This window comes from Longitalea luteola, assembly GCF_017356035.1.
Taxonomy (GTDB): Bacteria; Bacteroidota; Bacteroidia; order Chitinophagales; family Chitinophagaceae; genus Niastella; species Niastella luteola.
The window spans coordinates 1-17309 of record NZ_JAFIQX010000016.1; the positions used below are offsets into that span (position 1 = coordinate 1).

16 protein-coding genes and 1 tRNA gene are annotated in these 17309 nt (G+C 43.9%); 8 read left to right on the top strand and 9 right to left on the bottom strand.

All coding sequences use genetic code 11. The features are described from left to right. Nucleotides 1–81: 81 nt before the first annotated feature. Nucleotides 82–486: a hypothetical protein gene (locus tag JUB15_RS26530; protein ID WP_207515692.1), complete on the bottom strand. Its 405-nt coding sequence runs from the start codon at nt 484–486 to the stop codon at nt 82–84. Between the two features lie 489 nt (nt 487–975). On the opposite strand from JUB15_RS26530, the gene JUB15_RS26535 reads away from it, so the two are divergent. The 5 genes from JUB15_RS26535 to ligD (JUB15_RS26555) all read left to right on the top strand — a co-directional run bounded on the left by JUB15_RS26535 (nt 976) and on the right by ligD (JUB15_RS26555) (nt 2515). Continuing rightward, entirely contained in the window at nt 976–1125 is a 150-nt protein-coding gene (locus JUB15_RS26535; protein ID WP_207515693.1) for a DNA ligase-like domain-containing protein, read from the top strand. A 49-nt stretch (nt 1126–1174) separates the two neighbouring features. Continuing rightward, on the top strand, nt 1175–1318 hold the full coding sequence (locus JUB15_RS26540) for a hypothetical protein (protein WP_207515694.1): 144 nt from the start codon (nt 1175–1177) through the stop codon (nt 1316–1318). Further along, entirely contained in the window at nt 1315–1461 is a 147-nt protein-coding gene (locus JUB15_RS26545) for a hypothetical protein (RefSeq protein WP_207515695.1), read from the top strand. The genes JUB15_RS26540 and JUB15_RS26545 overlap by 4 nt, the downstream gene beginning before the upstream one ends. Before the next feature lie 126 nt (nt 1462–1587). After that, nucleotides 1588–2133, top strand: a complete 546-nt coding sequence (gene ligD / locus JUB15_RS26550) for a non-homologous end-joining DNA ligase LigD (RefSeq protein ID WP_207515696.1) — start codon at nt 1588–1590, stop codon at nt 2131–2133. Continuing rightward, on the top strand, nt 2084–2515 hold the full coding sequence (ligD, locus tag JUB15_RS26555; protein WP_207515697.1) for a non-homologous end-joining DNA ligase LigD: 432 nt from the start codon (nt 2084–2086) through the stop codon (nt 2513–2515). Before ligD (JUB15_RS26550) ends, ligD (JUB15_RS26555) begins: the two co-directional genes overlap by 50 nt. A gap of 254 nt (nt 2516–2769) precedes the next feature. Here the strand turns inward: ligD (JUB15_RS26555) and JUB15_RS26560 are convergent, their stop codons facing one another. The 6 genes from JUB15_RS26560 to JUB15_RS26585 form a co-directional block, all read right to left on the bottom strand. Continuing rightward, entirely contained in the window at nt 2770–3069 is a 300-nt protein-coding gene (locus tag JUB15_RS26560; RefSeq protein ID WP_207515698.1) for a hypothetical protein, read from the bottom strand. 130 nt (nt 3070–3199) lie between these two features. Continuing rightward, the gene (locus tag JUB15_RS26565; protein WP_500778638.1) at nt 3200–4294 is read right to left on the bottom strand and encodes an MTBMA_p00010-related P-loop-containing protein; all 1095 of its coding nucleotides are present in this window, start codon (nt 4292–4294) and stop codon (nt 3200–3202) included. 542 nt (nt 4295–4836) lie between these two features. Continuing rightward, nucleotides 4837–5310, bottom strand: coding sequence for a hypothetical protein (locus JUB15_RS26570; RefSeq protein ID WP_207515700.1), 474 nt, complete (start codon nt 5308–5310; stop codon nt 4837–4839). Nucleotides 5311–5361: 51 nt separating this feature from the next. Then, nucleotides 5362–5850: a hypothetical protein gene (locus JUB15_RS26575; RefSeq protein WP_207515701.1), complete on the bottom strand. Its 489-nt coding sequence runs from the start codon at nt 5848–5850 to the stop codon at nt 5362–5364. A 562-nt stretch (nt 5851–6412) separates the two neighbouring features. Beyond that, the gene (locus JUB15_RS26580) at nt 6413–7675 is read right to left on the bottom strand and encodes a site-specific integrase (RefSeq protein ID WP_207515702.1); all 1263 of its coding nucleotides are present in this window, start codon (nt 7673–7675) and stop codon (nt 6413–6415) included. 253 nt (nt 7676–7928) lie between these two features. Next, nucleotides 7929–8013, bottom strand: a tRNA-Ser gene (locus tag JUB15_RS26585). Nucleotides 8014–8307: 294 nt separating this feature from the next. Between JUB15_RS26585 and JUB15_RS26590 the strand changes: the two genes are divergently transcribed. After that, nucleotides 8308–8850 (top strand): AAA family ATPase, encoded by a 543-nt coding sequence (locus JUB15_RS26590; protein ID WP_207515703.1) that lies wholly within the window; start codon nt 8308–8310, stop codon nt 8848–8850. A 45-nt stretch (nt 8851–8895) separates the two neighbouring features. Here the strand turns inward: JUB15_RS26590 and JUB15_RS26595 are convergent, their stop codons facing one another. Next, nucleotides 8896–10260, bottom strand: coding sequence for a glycoside hydrolase family 28 protein (locus JUB15_RS26595; protein WP_242696530.1), 1365 nt, complete (start codon nt 10258–10260; stop codon nt 8896–8898). 22 nt (nt 10261–10282) lie between these two features. Further along, nucleotides 10283–13213, bottom strand: a complete 2931-nt coding sequence (locus JUB15_RS26600; RefSeq protein WP_207515705.1) for a glycosyl hydrolase 115 family protein — start codon at nt 13211–13213, stop codon at nt 10283–10285. A gap of 401 nt (nt 13214–13614) precedes the next feature. Here JUB15_RS26600 and JUB15_RS26605 point away from each other — a divergent pair, with 401 nt between their 5' ends. Next, complete coding sequence (locus JUB15_RS26605; protein WP_207515706.1) at nt 13615–16251, top strand: S8 family serine peptidase; 2637 nt, start codon at nt 13615–13617, stop codon at nt 16249–16251. Between the two features lie 13 nt (nt 16252–16264). Continuing rightward, nucleotides 16265–17287, top strand: a complete 1023-nt coding sequence (locus tag JUB15_RS26610) for a hypothetical protein (RefSeq protein ID WP_207515707.1) — start codon at nt 16265–16267, stop codon at nt 17285–17287. The last annotated feature ends 22 nt before the right edge of the window (nt 17288–17309 follow it).

Here is a 17309-nt window from a genome sequence, read left to right on the forward strand (position 1 = left end):
AAGCTTATTGCGGTTGGCCCAGCATGCGCCGTTTTGGCTGGCCCGCTATCCTCCGTAATGGGTGGCCCATTGACTTCCGTATTAGACAGTCAGTTGTATAACAATGTTATCACTTTCTTTAATTTCCTTAATAAACTTCACAATTTCTGGGCGAAACAGATCTCGGAGCTCACTTTCCTTCATATTCACTAACTCGGCCTGAACCCCTCTCATTCTATAAGCAGCCCCGGACAATAACGCGGAAAGCCGCTCGTCCTTTCCATGTAGCAAGAGGAGCTCGGCAAACAAGTTAAATAGCCTGCTTATCTCAATATTAGAAGCCGCTGGTAAGTCCGGTTCAAAAACCGCATCCGCTGGCAAGAAGTCATCGAAGTCGAGCAAATAATAGAGTAATTGATAAACCAGCGCTCTAAATCTAATAACAAAGTCGAGATTTCCAGTGCCAGAGTATGCCGTGCCTATGGATATGAAAATAATTAAATTCATGGCTGTTATTAGTAATCGTAGTATCGATTGTTTATTATAGCCGTTTATGATCTATGCAGCGGCGATTAAACAAGATTTACTGCCCTAGCCTATAAGTAGTGTATTGGCTGGAAACTCTCGCCAATACGTCGCAAGTCGTTGAGATGGTCACCCAGAAAAAAACCTGGCTCTACAGCCAGGTCAAAATATAAACCCAGAGGGGGCAAATACTTTTTACAGTCGTTTCCGAATATAAAGAACTTCCTTAATATAAAATTGAATAAGTACAGTTTGTATTTGATTAGTTTCCTTTGAATGAATTTATATGCCCTAATTGCCTTCGAATGTTTAATTCGAACAACAAACACCACGCAAAGACTCCTGTCAACCCCTGTCGCATTTTTTTAGTATCTGACATATATGGCACGGTCCCAACACAAAAAGAAGCGTTCGCTTCAAAGAAGTCGCGAACCAATTAATCATTTAATCAAACGAGGCAAAAAAGCGGCCATGCCCCATTCCATCCGGTCCATGCTGGCTACGCTGTCTGAAGGCGTTATAAATAATGAGCAATACCTCTACGAAGTGAAATGGGATGGGTACCGGATCACCGCCTATGTGCAAAAGACCAAGGTGCGCCTCGAGTCGTGGGCGGATTGAACTATACCAACCGCTATCCCTTGCTGGTAAAGGCCCTGACAAGGGAAAGTTGACATGGTTAGGCCGCAGCGGCGGCGGTTTTAAGGAAAAGGAAATGCCGGGCATTTTAAAGCAGTTAAAAGCCCGGGAGATCGAAAACTCACCCTTTGTTAATAAAGTGCTCGATACAAAAGGAGCCGTGATCACTCGGTGAAACCCGAGTTGGTGGCCAATTTCGAGTATTCCGAAATGACCGAATCGGGCAGGATCCGCAAACCAGCCACCTGTAAGGGTTTCCGGGAAGATAAGGATCCAAAGGACGTTATTATCCCGGTGGTAAAAGCGCTCAAAAAATGAAACCGCGTCAGCCGCAGCCGCTAAAACAATACCTGCAAAAAGCAAAACAGCGAAATAGAAAAGCCCCGGCAAGCCGCCACCTCAAAAAAGCACCCTTACCTCAATAAAGACAGTGGCTGGGACAAAGTGGATAAAGAACAGGCAGGCACCAGCTGGCAGCCTTTTGAAATGCCCCATTGTACCATCCCTGTTCACAACCTCGAGCGGGAACTATCGGAAGGCGTTCCAAAGGGAAAACTGTTGATCTACTACAGCCAGATGGCCGGTTATATTCTGCCCTACCTGAAAGACCGTCCCCAGTCACTAAACCTGAAACTCACCCATGCCGGCGGGCCGCGCACTTTTATCAAAGACATGGAGAACCGGCAGCTGGATTGCGCCGCTATTTATACAGATCGCCGGCGCGTGAAAAAAGCCGGCAAACGCAGTCAAATTGATTACCTGGTATGCAACAACCTGGAGACCCTGATCTACCTGGTTAACCTGGGTTGTGTAGATGTAAATGTATGGGTATCACAAACAAGCAATATTGAAGAGCCCGATTATTTATGGCTTGACCTGGACCCAACCATTGAACCAGCATTAAAGAAAGAAGCGCTTTTAAAAGCAGAAACCAACGGCTTTGCCAGGGCTATTGAAGTGGCCATCGCCGGCAAAAAAGGTACTGGATAAACGAAAACTGACCGGTTTTATAAAAACCAGTGGCAAGACCGGTTTACATATTTATATTCCCTGCAGTGGCATGTCCTTTCAGCAGGCTCGTGCCCTGGCTTACAAACTGGCCGACGAAATACATGAACTTGTTCCCCGCATCAGTACCCGGCAGGAATCCATCAGTAACCGCGGCGATAAAGTATATATTGATGCCGGTCAGAATGATTATGCAGATACGTTGGCGGCGCCCTACTCCATCCGGCCTTCTCATCAACCCTTGGTAAGTACGCCGCTGGAATGGAAAGAAGTAAAAAAAGGACTAGACCGCTATGCTTTTACCATGGACAGCATAAGCGCCAGGTTGCGAAAAAAAAGGCGATCTGTGGGAAGAACTGCTTGAACAGAAAATTATTGTCGCTAATAACAAAACATTACTACGATTAGCCAACAGTGCACCTGGTTTTTGCCGCCATCGAGAATAGTCCTGGTCACCAGCACTTGGCATCTTGGTACAAGCGGACATTTGCGCCATTACTAGGACCAGGTTAAAAAGAATTTGTTTCAAAAATGATTTATAAGCTATGATAATACTAATGTTTTTATCAAAGCATTCCATTCTTTTCAATTAATTTCTATTAATCAATTCACAGCTAGCTAATCCATGGTATTTCTACTCATATAACCACCATTTTCAGGCAACAAATTTTCGAAGTCACAAGATGCAATCGCTGACCAATTATTTTTCCATAAAAAAACTAAAATTTGGGACACTACTCTCGAAGCCTCTTTTTCACTAACACTCTCCGATATATCTATTTCCAGACAAAAGGGGAAGTGTAAAAAGCCGTCAGGAAAAACTTTTGATATATCATTATCGTAATCTTCATTTGCTCGAAGTTCTATTGAATATCCATTCATTTCCACATAACCGCTATCAATCAGTTTAGCATTCAATAATTCGCTTATCGATATTAACAAATTCACCATCCGAAAATCTTTGCCCGCTATATAGACCTACAAAACATATGATTTATTTTGTCGATTTAAGAATAGGTAGTAAACTCCATTATCATCGATCCTGCTTTCACCACGGTTTTACCAATCCGGTCAACATAAAGTTATGGCGTTTTATTGTGCTAATAGGCATTCGCACCTCTTTACTGATCATCCTGTTGGTAAAACTATCCTTTAGTTGCTCCTGTAGATGCTGTTTTAATCCTTCATAGTAGTTCCTACAGACACCTAGTAGTTCATCGCTCTTATGCAGTAATACTTCACTCATTAGCTGGTTAGCTTCTTTAATATCTGTCACGGTAATTTCAGATTCATCTTTCTTTTGTTCACGTTGATACTGGTGGAAAAACGTGATTACTTCAATAAATGCCAGGTAATGGGCATTAGTTCTTCTTGGTTTGAAAACAGTGGGTGGTAGTTGCAACAGTTCTGCATGGGGATTTCTTACTGTAATATGTAATAACACCCGTTGCACATTCTGTAAAAGCTGTTTAACCCTTGCCTGCTCCTTGAAATCAATTTTACCAGCACTCTTTATTCGCTGATAATGCATGATCTTTTCATCCTGCTCATGGCTTTCATCCAGGTGTACCAGGAAACTCCTATTACTGTTATCCTCATAAACCGATTCTTTTGTAGTGCAACCTGCCACACAAACAGGACCTTCCACCGGTAAGTGAACAGTTTGTGCTTCTCCTGCCTGATTTTTGTATAACACTGTTTTGGTGATCACCTTTTTGCTTTGCAGTTCCCTGAGTGGGTATAACACCTCTCCTGCTCCATCCAGATCCTCAATCAGGATCAGTTTGTGTTTCAGCTCCTGTTTACCGAAATAATATAATGCATTTTCTGACAGGCTGGTGATTTGGATTACATCTTCCACCGGCATAAGCTCCCCTACTTTCTCCTGCAAATGGGTTTTACCTGTACCACTACTCCCCAGGCTGATAACATGCAGTGGTTCTTCACTGTTCCTGCTGGTAAATATCAGGTACATCAGTAACCTGTTATTTTCTTCCCCAATTACCCCACTTTGCCCAATTAATTGATTGGTACTTTGCAAAAGTGCTGGTTGCTTCAAAAATTCTACTGCTTCCTTTTTTTCTGCCTCAGAAAGTTGCTTTAACGGTTCTTTTTCTTTCGCCAGTAACTTCAGTTGATCCAGCCGGTACGTTCATCAGGGTGGCAAACGCAGCGGCCAGGTAAGCTGTACCTAGTGCAAACCTTTCAGCACACCGGCGTACCAGTTTATCCAGGCTTTCGTTGTTATACAAATCCAGGTTATGCCGTATTGCCTGTTGTTTGTATTCTACTTTCAGGGTTACCCGCATTCTTTCCAGCCCTTCAACCTAAGCCCACCCAGAAGGCCAAAATTGAGCTGTTGGTACTGCCAAGTGATATATATATATTCCCGATTTTCAGTATTGAGTTCCGTTGTCATGTAAAGCATTTTAATGGGGTAAAATAAAAAAGGAAGCCCGCTAAGACTTCCTTTAGTAGTTATCATATATTATTATTACTGTTATCAGTAAAATTGCCACATTACGACCTAGCGCAAGCAGATGTTTGTGACATTATAGATGTTTTTGCAGGCACAAGAGCGTCAGGAGGAATAGAATTCTTTTATTATAAAGTTTATGGTATTTTAGTGGTTGGACTAAGTTTTTATCAATGACTTCAGGGGCAATTTACCGTACCACTTCATCATTAAAACGGCGCTTTAATAAGTGTCGGCTTGGGCTCATTTAATAAAGTTTTTGCAATTATATAGTTTAGTATTTTTTTGGAATAAGGCAAAAACCTATCGGGATAGAAGAATACAACCAATTCACACTTTTTGAGATTCATGGAAGAATCCGGCACATTTAAGAGCGTTACCACTACAACATTTTCATTATTCTTTCCCTTTTCCAAATGCACACTGTCTAATATGCCATTACCGTATTTCTTAATAATCGTTTTTATAAGTTCACCATCTTTTTTAATATCATCTTTTAGCTCGTAATAACGTTTATCCTCATCAAATAAACTATGTATACCTGCAGTATCATTCTTAATTAAGCAACTCATTAGCTTTTTTGTCACTGACTTAAAGTATACCTGTTGAGATTGTGCGTTAGTCATTTCAAATGCAAATATTAAACACAAAATTTCAATAACAATCAACCTATCTCTTTTCATAACTATAATTCTTTAAATTATCCTGACAATTTACCCCTTGGCCTTCATTAATTACTGCTTACTATCCCCACTATTACTTAAATTATTTTTATTTACCGGGTTTATAGTTTTATAGGTATCTAAAAATTGATTATAAGTATTTACCGTTTGACTACTTACTTTAACAGTATGAATGGTATTGTCCCAAGGCTCTCCAGGCCTTCCATTTATTCTCCCTTCGCTGCCATTAATTATTTGCATACCATAAAACATAATATTTAGATTTTTTAAAATCGCCGTTGAATTGAACATATCATTGACACTTGTACCTCCTGGAAGCGAACCATCAAACACAAAATTCACCAAATCATCCCTAGTAAACTGACCATTATTAAATGCATTGACTGTCTTCAATCCCCCTTCCATAGTTATATACTTATCAACTGTTTTATTAACCTGATCCAGAACAGTTACCTGATTATTTAAATCACCAGTCGCTTTCCATAATTTGGTATCATTTCCCTCAGTCCGCAGGTTCGAAAACATTTCGAATCCTATCAAAAAAAGTCAAAAAAATTTCATTTATTTGACTGTCAATAAGTTACGATATATTTGGTGACTTCAAAAGAAGTGCCAATTTGAACTCACCGAATTACTCGCCGGAGATTTGATATTCTTTGATATTTTTTGATATAAGTAGCACGCCGTTTCACCACCGTTCTTCGTTTTTCGTAAGCGTAAATTTGCCTTTTTATTTCTTTTCATACATTAACGGTGAGGGTAATAAAAATTGTCTGATCAGGAATTCAGTCGTCAAAACATCTTGCATATAATACTAAAAAAACTACCAAAAAACATATTAAACGGTGATAACGGTCATTCATTATCCAAAGTAAAAGACGAACATGCGATCCCGGAAAGAAATTGTTGAGTAATGACTCGTTTACTTTTAATAATTCTTTACTTTTGGCTTGACAGGCAGAAAGTGGCAAAAAAGAACAAAGACCAGCACGCCTAATTGCTCTTTTAGAAGTCTCTGACAAACATTTGACAAGCAGCAGCTTTAAGATATTGACGTCCAGTACATAAAGAATCCAGTCCTGGGCACAACCAATCCTTGTTTTCAATAATTTTTTGTCATGGTTCTCTTTTCACAATTAAATAGTTCGTTCTCCAACTTCTTTTCGAGTTCGTTCATTTCGGTGCTGATCATGATTGGCAATACCTTCGCATAATGTTCCGTTTGAGAAACTTTCTTATGACCAAGCATATCCCGTAAGGCGATTAGAGTAATGCCATTAAGAAGTGCGACGGTTGTTGCAAATGTATGACGGGCAACATGCGTTGTCAACTCTATATCAATGCCACAGATCGCCGCAACCTCCTTCAGATAATCGTTGTATTTAGAGTTGCTGAGCACAGGAAGCACAGCTCCAGTTGCAATACAACGGGGGTGATTCTTATATTTACCAATAATTTCCAATGTCCAGGGAAGCAGTGGGACTTTAAAAGCAGTTGTAGATTTTTTCCTGCGCTTTTGAATCCAGATCTTGCCATCAACACCAATACTTAGTTCAGTAGATTTTAATGCTGCTAGATCCTTGTATGCAAGACCAGTCAAGCAACAGAACACAAATACGTCTCTAACAACAGATAATCTTTCACCAGGCATTTCTTTGTGAATGATCCTTTCCAGTTGTTCTTTCGTCAAAAACTTTGTATCCACTTCCTCTAAGGTCATGTCAAAAAGCGCCCATGGATCATTTTGAAGCCATCCATGTTTCACACACAAAAGCACTATTTTTTTTACGTTAGTAATATATTTGGTGGCGGTATTATGGCTGCAGTTACGCTTTGATCTGAGCCATATATAAAAAGCTTTTACCATTTCCAGGTTAAGCGAATGAATGTTGACATCGCCTATATTATATTTGAACAGTAAAAAGTCAAAGAAGAATTTTTTAGCGGTCTCAAATCGTTCCAGCGTTGCAGGACTATATTCCCCTTTTGTTATCAGTTCCGCCATTTCCTTGTTATGATCCTGGAAAACCAGTCCGAACATTCTGCGGCGTTCCGCTGAACCTGAAAGTACATCTTTAATTCCCTGAGCTGTAATGTGCTGGTCCTTTTCTATCATTTTCGTCCTTGCTGCTTGTGCTTTGGCAAGTATCAGATCAAGGTAGACGTTAAGTGCTTTTGCATCTTCCTTTGTACCTGCGGCTCGTTGTTTTCCGCTATCCCATCTACTAGTTTCCCAGGTACGTTTCAAAGACAATTCTTTTGAAATACCATCAACGGTGATCCGAAGCATTACCAGCCATGGTCCTTTTCTAAATGGGCTTGGTTTTCTTAAAAAGAAAAGAAATGCTACACTTTTTTCCAACATCACTCAACATTTAAAACGTTATCAAATATCTAATTGCGTTGAAGAAAAGTCAAGATGTCTAATAGTAGTACAACTTAATTATCAACAAGTTACTAAACGCTCAGTGAGTGATTTTTTCGACGGATTTCGCCACTCACTGGATCACTCACTAGGAGTTTGACATGTTTTGCTACGTTTTGAAATCGCCGAAAAACAAAAAAGCCTGCAAATCAAGAATTTGCAGGCTTTTAGTATCTTTTGTAATTGATTTTTGCGGAGAGAGAGGGATTCGAACCCCCGGACCTGTTACAGTCAACGGTTTTCAAGACCGCCGCATTCGACCGCTCTGCCATCTCTCCGGGGCAAAAATAGGGGTAGCAATTAAACTGACAAAAAAATCTGAAAAATTTAGTTTGAATATTTTTTCTACATAACCATTTTTAATTCAATATTTTGAAGTAATATCCGCGCGTAGAAATACACGTCAAAATCAATGAAATTATAACTGGCATTACCTATTGGTTAAATCTTGAAGCAAGCAAAGTAGCCGGCATCCCGTTTTCCTCCATATTCCTGGTGTCAACTATACCTTTTTAACTTTCTGCCCGCCAAAATCCAATAGAACCATTAAAAATCAGCATATTACAGTCGAAATGCCTTCCAATAACTTATACATCATCTCCGGTGGCCCCGGCTCCGGCAAAACGGCGCTCTTACAAGCGCTCAGCAACCACGGTCTTACATGCATGCCCGAAGCCGGCCGCTCCATCATCCAGGATCAGCTGGCCATTGGTGGCACAGCCCTGCCCTGGCAAAACCCGCCCGCCTTTGCAGAACTCATGCTCTGCTGGGATATGCGTTCCTACCGTGAAGCGCAGCTGATGCAAGGGCCCATCCTGTTCGACAGGGGCATTCCCGATGTCATGGGCTACCTGCTTCTGAACAAACTGCCTGTGCCGCCGCATATCGAAAAGGCTGCTCATTCTTTCCGGTATAACCAACTGGTGTTCCTGGCGCCGCCCTGGCCAGAGATCTATACCCAGGATACCGAGCGTAAACAATCGCTGCAGGAAGCCATAGCTACCTTTCATGCGATGTCGGAATTATATGCAAAACTTGGCTATGAGATCATCCTTCTTCCATTGGTCACTGTTGCGGAACGGGTGCAGTTTGTGCTCAATAAGATTTCATCATAATACATACTTCATCGGGCTAACGCTTAACTAAGCTGTAACTATATTTTACTTCCTACTAAATTTCACAATATTCTCCTGAATATATTCTTTTTCGAGAATGGCGCCTGTTGTCACATTTTTTAGCGATATGTTCTCTACCGGTAACTCCTTTTGCCCCAGTATCCGGGCTACGAATTTGACGTCGCCGGCTGCAACATTTTCAAGAAACACATTCTTTATGGGCGTCAACCTTTTTTCATAGGTAGGCACCAGGTTGCGCCACTGGTACAATACGTCCGTCTCGATGCCTAAGACGCCTAGGTCGATCTTGCCAGACCTGATATTCGTAGCATAGATATTATTCACGTAACCACCCATACGCTCATTGGTCTTGATGAAAAGTAAATGGTATAACTTGGCGCCTTCCACTACCGTACAACTGTCGATAAACACATTTTCAATACCGCCCGACAGCTCACTGCCTATGGCCACTAACTGATGCCCATTCTTTACCGTAAGGTTGCGGATCACAATATTCTTTGATGGCGTTTTCAGGATCCAGCCTTCGGGATTTCGACCCGATTTAATGGCAATGGCGTCATCGCCCTGGTCGAAGGTGCAATTTTCAATCAATACGTTCTGGCTCATCTCCGGGTCTACCCCATCGTTGTTATGTCCATGTGCATACACGTTAATATTACGGATCACCACATTTTTTGCCAGGTAAGGGTGAATTGTCCAGAACGGACTGTTAGTAATAGTAACTCCTTCTAACAAAACGTTCTCGCTTCTGTTGAACTGAATGAACTGCGGCCGCAGGTTGGCGGTATCATTCACCATTTGCCGGTCCTTTAGCGGCGCCCGGTTCCAGGCCAGATCATACAGGCGCTTGATACTTTCCATATGCGCTTTTGGCCGGGGGAACCATTTGCTCCATACATTCATGGTAGCTTTCAGCTCACCTTCACCGGTAATGGCAATATTCTTACATTGATACGCATATACCAGCGGTGAATAATTCATACACTCCATACCCTCCCAGGTGGAATGCACAGCCGGCAGATAATCTTTCGGGTCTTCACTGAACACCAGCACTGCCCCTTTATCGAGATGCAGGTTAACATTACTTTTAAAATGGATCTTTTTGGTGAGCCATTCTCCTTCAGGTATCACCACTACCCCACCTCTGGCTTTACTGGCCTTATCAATAGCAGCGGCAATGGCGGCGGATGTTTTTTCCTTATCACCCTTTACAGCGCCCAGTTCTGCAATGTTGATGCGGATGCACTTACTGAAATCGGGCACACTGAGTGTGACCGTTCCGTATGGCGCTTTTACTTTTATTTCTTTGATAACTACGGGTCCCTTTTCTTTATTAAAAGAAAAAAGCAGGATTGAACCAATGAGCAACAGACAGACTAATCGTAGCATCTTCATATATTTAATTCAGCAGTTATTTCTTTTTTTTACCGGCAGGGATTGTTTCCGGCAAGGTACTGTATGCCTTTTTTAAACCACCCAGATCGATCCGGATCTCGTCAACAAGTACGGCCGGGTCAACTGCGTAAATCCGTAATGTATGACGTCCTTTTTGCAATAAAGGAAACGAGATCTCGCGTACTGCCCGGTTGCTTAATACATTCCGTTTCCATTCTTCACTTCGCCCCACCGTTTTAAGATCAACAACTGTTACGGGGCCATCATCGATTGATACCCCATATCGCAAACTGTACAGGTTATTGATCGGATGGGTAGGCAATGTATGCACAATGATTTTTGGGGCTGCCGTCGTAAAAGTATAAAAATCATACGCCGCATAATGCGCTTTCATTTTTATCGTATCCGGATGAGTAAACGCCGGTTTGGAATACATGCCGGCATGTTCCGTCTCCAGCAGCTGTCCGGTATAGCCCAGCTCCTCCTGATGGCGAGTCCAGCCATATCCGGCTCTTCCCGTGGAAGTAACAGCGCTTTTGGCATGCATTGACACAAAACCATTGTTTTCTATTGCTGTAAGGTCATTCAACTGTCCCGGCTCCTTCAACCGTTGACCTTGTACCTTCACTTCCACCTGCCTGCCATTCCCTTCAAAAACAATACTACCTGTAAATGCATTTTCAGCCGTCTTGTTCCATGCGATATCTACCCAGATGCGCAGTTCGTTTTTTCCGGGTGCAGCCTCCAATGTTCCGTTATTTGCTGAAAGGCGGATGCATTTTTCGGATGCAACCGCTTTCCAGGCTACCGGCTTCTTATCACTTAAAAACACATCTATGAAGTATCGTTGCTGATTCAAATTATCAAAAGCAGGCAAGGCCATCGCATGGGCTGAATCAACCAGGGAAGAATCTTTTGTAACAAAACCTTCCGGTGCAATGCTCCAGCCGCCCGATGCATCAATAGCAATTTCCGGTATCACCGGCGCCTTATAGACCGGCAGATCGCGCGGTCTCATCGACATCATGTTTTTCCATTTACCGCCTGCCATCTGGCTGTTATAATAATCTGTTTCGTTTACAATACTGTCGTAAGCGGCTTTTGACCTGGCGGCATAATCATGTGCGCTTAACCGGTTCTGTTGGGCATAGAATACAGCTTTATCCCGGTACAAAAATTTCTTATTCATCCAGGCGGCGCCCATCACCGGGTAATATACCAGTTGATAGAAGGCATCCGCTTTGTCGCCCTGCATTTTTTTCCGGATGCTTTTAACGACTCCTTCCAGCGCTTCATATCTGTTGATACGCTGTTGTGCTTCATCTCCAAAATAAAAATGATTGTATTCCGTATGTGTCGTTTCTGTCGTTGGCTCCGTGCGGCTCCAGCCCATAAACTCGGGTCTTCTTTCAAAAGCCAACTGATAATACTGCCACAACACATTCGTAATTGCTGCTGCCTGTTCATAGCCAAACTGGCTGCTTACCCAATTGCCGAGGTGTCGTTTAACGGCTGCGCTCGGGGCAAATCTTTCCGGATCCATAGCCATATCGAGGAACAGCTGCACATTATATTCCAGCGGTTTGATATCGCCTGCATTGATTACCCATAACCTGTTGGCGCCGGTTTGCCAGGCCTTCGTCATTTCTGCTGCCATCAGGCCCGGATGCAGCGAAGACAACCAAAGATAATCATGTGGCCTGCCCCAATAAGAAGCATGATAATATACTCCTGAACGGCCGGCGCGTTTCGCCTCTTTCTCATTATTTAATCGATGGATGTACCCATAATTATCATCAGGCCACACCAGCGTAATGTCATCAGGCAGCTTCAATCCATTGTCATAAATGTCCAGCACCTCTTTATAAGCCGTAAACACCTGAGGAATACTATCAGCTTTTTTTGCGAGGTGTTTCTCCAGCAGACCTCGCTGGTCTTTTATGATCCGCTCCAGTAACGGTACGGCTTCTTTATTACTCTTCACGCCTTCCATACCACTGTCGTGCACGCCCCGCATGCCCATGGTATACAATGCATCGATGGTAGTTGATTCCTTAACGCGGCGCTCCCAGTAGTTGTAGACCTTTTCTTTGTTGGTGATATAATTAAAGGGTCCCATGGTCTTTTCATCCCATTCATCAACATTATTGCGTAACATCGGTTCTGCATGGGAAGTACCAATCACAATGGCATAGTCTTCTGCAACCTTTTTGTTTTCCGGATAATGAAAGAACGCTTTTGTGCTGGGATGCATGGCCGGCCAGATAAGATTGGCTTTTAACCGCAGCAACAGTTCAAATACCCTGGCGTAAGTCTTCGGACCAATATCACCCGTCTCCGGTTCAAAGGTTTTGGCCGCCCAGGGCTGCAATCCCCAGTCTTCATCATTGATAAATATACCGCGGAATTGTACGGCTGGTGCAGCAGATATGTATTCCTGTTGTTCAATAGTAAATGTCTTTTGTTTTTTTACCGGCACATCGGCCCACCAATACCAGGGCGATACCCCTATTTTTTCCGCCAGGGTAAATACGCCATAGGCCGTTCCGCGGGCATCACTGCCGGCTATTACAAAAGCTTTCGAAATATCTTCAGTTGGTTGATCAATCACTTTCAATGCAAAACTTTCCCATTTGCCCTGCAGTGACCTAACCAGCGAAGATTGTTTTCCTGTGAATTGTTGTACAAGCGCAGAAGCTATATTTCCAATAACGATCACATTGCCTTTTGCATCTGCCATGTGAGTGATCACCGCCGGCTGACGACCCGTTACGAGCTTGATATCATTCGCCAGCAGATGCGCTGCAATGGAATCGAGCCTGGGGCCATCCCGGCTATATACTATTTGTAAACCTTTTTCTTTATCAGTGAATGAAAACCTCTGCGCCGCTGACACACAGGGGATCGTTAATAATACGAACAACCAATAGCGATAGCAAACATTCATATCTGGCAAACATTCGGTTAAGCGCCCGTCGAAAATTATAATAAAACTGAATTCAATTGTTGGTCATCACTTTACCAACCGATATTACACCATCCCATTCAACCAACCAGCCTGTGGTATCCTGCCTGCTGAACAGCTGTGCCACTTCCTGGTGGCCTGGTAAGGCATCGTACTATATATTAAATAAACTTTTCTTCGCCAACCCGTTTACTAAAATAAGGCATTGAAAAATACGTGAAAAACACCTGATTTTATACACACAAATCTTTGTAATCTCGATAGTTCAAATCCCGCTATTCGGCAAGCACTTTTTATCTGAGTTTTTTTTATTCACTAATCTGCCCGCCTGGTCTCACCACTTTTGAGATCAGCAAATTTTTTAACCATTAATACAATAACACATGCCTAATGCCTGCTCCCTTCATATTGGCCTGAACAAAGTAGACCCCAATCATTATTCAGGCTGGAACGGCCAATTGTTCTGCTGCGAAAATGATGCGCTGTTCTATAGCGAAATGGCTGAAAAAGCCGGTATCACCGATCGGAAACTATTATTGTCTTCAGGCAGTCCCAATTCAGAAATGCCCACCTCGGCCAACCTCGACAAACACCTTAAACATTACAAAAAGAACTTAAAAAGCGGCGATTTCCTTCTGATCACTTATTCAGGACATGGCGGCCAGATCAGGGACCTGAATTTTGATGAACCTGATGAAGTAGACGAAACCTGGTGCCTGTACGACCGGCAGTATGTTGATGACGAGCTGTGGGAACATTTCAGCCAGTTTGAAAAAGGGGTCCGCATCCTGGTGATCGCGGATAGCTGCCATAGTGAATCGGCGGTGCGGGTCATTGATTCAGAAAAAGATGCAGAAATGGAACGGTTAATGACCGAGGTCTTCAATAAAATGCAGCTGGTGCAGCGTTACGCCCCCAAGGAAATTACATTTCCCACCGCGCACAAACATAAACAGGAATATTATACGGCCACACACAAACCGCTGGTGATAAAAGAAGATGTGGCGGCCAGTGTACTGTTAATGGCGGCCTGCCGCGATGAAGAAAAAGCCTGCGAATGGGATGGCTTTGGTTTATTCACGAGCACCCTTAGAAAGGTGTTGTCCATGAACAAACAGATCACCAGCTATGAAGACTGGCATGACAAGATCCTGAAGCTGATCCCCAAGATACAACACCCCACGATCAGGGCGTATGGCTATGGCGCTGACCTTTTCCTGAAAGAAAAGATCTTACAGACCGGCGCTATCAAAAGCCAGTTCAGCTTTTTCATCCCTGACCATCATACGGCACAACCGGCTGCTGCAGAAAATATCATTATTGACTTTGGAAAAAGCCAGCCAGCCGTAAAGGCAACCTATGAACCGGCCGTACGAATGAAACGCGACGAAACAGCCAATACTTCCATTTATTTAACAAAAACGCCGGATGATCCATCTACGGCGTGGGATAGCGCCTACAAAGAATACTTTGAACTGAAAGCGGCGCACCCACAGGTATTTGTTGAGCCCGATATAAAAAGCAAATACCTGAAAGAAACACCGCTGTCAAAATCAGCCGGCGATAACAATTATATGTCGGGCTGGCCCAAACCGCCGGCCACCCTGGGCATCGATGAATTTATCTGGCACCTCGATGACAATCATTCCCAATTAAAGGCTGCAGCAGAACGGGTAAGGGAGAAACTGAAATTAACACACGAGCTGAACAATGTGCCGCACGACATGATCAGAATTGCCCATATTGATACGGGTTATATTCCCACCCATCCCGCCACGCCAAAATATATCATGGCCGATGCCGGAACGAGCTTCGTGAACGGCGAAGCCGATAATAAAGGAACGGATGTGCCGCGTAACCGCATAAAACCATTGGAGCAGGATGGGCATGGCTCTGCTACCCTGGCCATCCTGGCAGGCAATTATATTCAAAAAGCGGATTCGTATGCCGCATACGAAGGGTTCTTTGGCGCCATTCCTTTTGCCAGAATTGTTCCTATACGCATCTGCGATACGGTGTACAATTCCTTTAATGCAAATGATGTGGCCAGCGGCATAGAATATGCCCTGGAAATGGGCTGCGAAGTGATCACCATGTCAATGGCCGGTTATCCCACGCGGCGCGTAGCCCAGGCAGTGAATAAAGCCTATGAAGCCGGCGTAGTAGTGGTTACGGCAGCCGGTAATAACTGGACAAGAGGCATCAGCAAACTAACGCCCAAAGCCGTAATGTATCCTGCGCGGTTCGACCGGGTCATTGCTGCCTGTGGGGTGTGCTACAATGAAAAGCCCTATGATCTTGCCGCCAACGAAGAAGAAATGAAACTACGCTCGGAAGGCGGTGATACCATGCAGGGCAACTGGGGACCCGAACGGGCCATGCAAACAGCCCTCGCAGCTTATACGCCCAACCTGGCCTGGGCGAATAACAATCCCGACTACAAATACCGTTTCTCGCGCACCGGCGGCGGCACATCCTCGGCCACCCCGCAAATTGCGGCAGCAGCGGCGTTGTGGATCTTATTTAACCGCGAACAGCTACAGGAGAAAAAATACAAAGGCACCTGGAAGCAGGCAGAAGCAGTGCGGCAGGCACTGTTCCGCAGCGGCGGCATCGACTATCCCGGTTATAAAAAATATTACGGTAATGGTTCCCTCAAAGCCAGTGCGGCCCTCGATATGTCGGATGAGATCCTTGCGCTTGAACTGCAACCCGCCGAAGAAGCGTCGGTCAGTTTCCTGGGCATTGGCAAATTCGTTTCGCAATGGTTCCGTAGTATGCCCACCAAAGAGGGTATGCCCGCCGCCATGCAACCCGATGATAAACAGTTACAGGATATGCTTTCGGTTGAGATCATGCAGGTGATGTATAAAGATCCGGCCTTGTTTGATTACCTCGACACCCTCGACCTCGATGGCGCCGACCAGGATTATTTCAACCGCCCTGCCGCCATGGATAAGTTCAGAAATGCGATCAAGGCCTCTTCGTATGCGTCCACTACCCTGAAGGCATTATTATAATAAAATCAACACAATGGCAAAGCCCACGATTTATACCGCGTTTTGCAACAGCATGGAAAACAGCATTCCCAACCTGTCGGAAGAAGCCATGAAGATCTCAGACCTTATACAGGACCTGGTGTTCAGCGACAAACTGTATTATATCAAGGACGAGATATTCGACCTGCAACGGCTCATGCTGAATTTTGATAAACATGGGAGGCGCATCGATATCTTCTATTATTCCGGGCATGGGGAAGACGGATGTCTGCAACTAACGGGTAATCACAAACTGGAATGCTGGCAGATGGCCGACCTGGTAAACACCAATCTCAAGAATGCCGGACTGGTCTTCTTTAATGCTTGTGAAACGTTTACACTCGCGCAGGAAATAATAAAAAGAAGAAATACGCCCGCTGCTCCACTTGTTTTGATCTCGTGCAAAAAGCAGATCAACTCATTTATTGCCGAACATTTCGCCACTTTGCTGTTTAAACAGATCGGCCAGCCGGGCACCTACCGGGATGCTTATAACAATGCGAAAGCATTAACGCTTACAGCCAACAAACATGTTTGTTTTAAAGAGTTCCATACCATCGAAGCGGTAAAAGAAGCAGGCGACGATTTCGACTTTGGCTATATTGAAATTGCAGCCAGCGACCACGGCAGTTCCCATGAACAAAAGGCCAGGTCTTCAATAATAGGCCAGGACAAGCTGGTGCGGGATGCATTAACCTCCAACTATGTACATGAAGTGGTGGAATCAATTACGACCTATGCCAGTGAGATCGGGCACGATAAACTGCAGTTATTGAAGTCGGCCCTGCTTAAAGCTGAACAAATAGCCAGGGGCGAAAAAAAGAATAAAGAGGCCACCCAGCTCTTCAACCAGGCAGCGGAAGCAGTGCCCGGATTGAGCTCTGGCAAGGTCTTCGAATCTTTGATCAATGCCGAGAAGAATATGGAGAATACGGTGGTAAAGAACCTGCTTAAAACAAAAGATGCCCCCATTACCATCGGCGATATGTTACAACACGTAAACAGCATCACCGCCTGAAACAGTCAACACCTATTCTTTA

What these genes read in the sequence shown, in the direction of transcription:
- JUB15_RS26530 (WP_207515692.1), bottom strand. Translation starts at nt 486, where the DNA reads ATGAATTTAATTATTTTCATATCCATAGGCACGGCATACTCTGGCACT.
- JUB15_RS26535 (WP_207515693.1), top strand. Translation starts at nt 976, where the DNA reads ATGCCCCATTCCATCCGGTCCATGCTGGCTACGCTGTCTGAAGGCGTT.
- JUB15_RS26570 (WP_207515700.1), bottom strand. Translation starts at nt 5,310, where the DNA reads ATGAAAAGAGATAGGTTGATTGTTATTGAAATTTTGTGTTTAATATTT.
- JUB15_RS26580 (WP_207515702.1), bottom strand. Translation starts at nt 7,675, where the DNA reads ATGTTGGAAAAAAGTGTAGCATTTCTTTTCTTTTTAAGAAAACCAAGC.
- JUB15_RS26590 (WP_207515703.1), top strand. Translation starts at nt 8,308, where the DNA reads ATGCCTTCCAATAACTTATACATCATCTCCGGTGGCCCCGGCTCCGGC.
- JUB15_RS26595 (WP_242696530.1), bottom strand. Translation starts at nt 10,260, where the DNA reads ATGCTACGATTAGTCTGTCTGTTGCTCATTGGTTCAATCCTGCTTTTT.
- JUB15_RS26600 (WP_207515705.1), bottom strand. Translation starts at nt 13,213, where the DNA reads ATGAATGTTTGCTATCGCTATTGGTTGTTCGTATTATTAACGATCCCC.
- JUB15_RS26605 (WP_207515706.1), top strand. Translation starts at nt 13,615, where the DNA reads ATGCCTAATGCCTGCTCCCTTCATATTGGCCTGAACAAAGTAGACCCC.
- JUB15_RS26610 (WP_207515707.1), top strand. Translation starts at nt 16,265, where the DNA reads ATGGCAAAGCCCACGATTTATACCGCGTTTTGCAACAGCATGGAAAAC.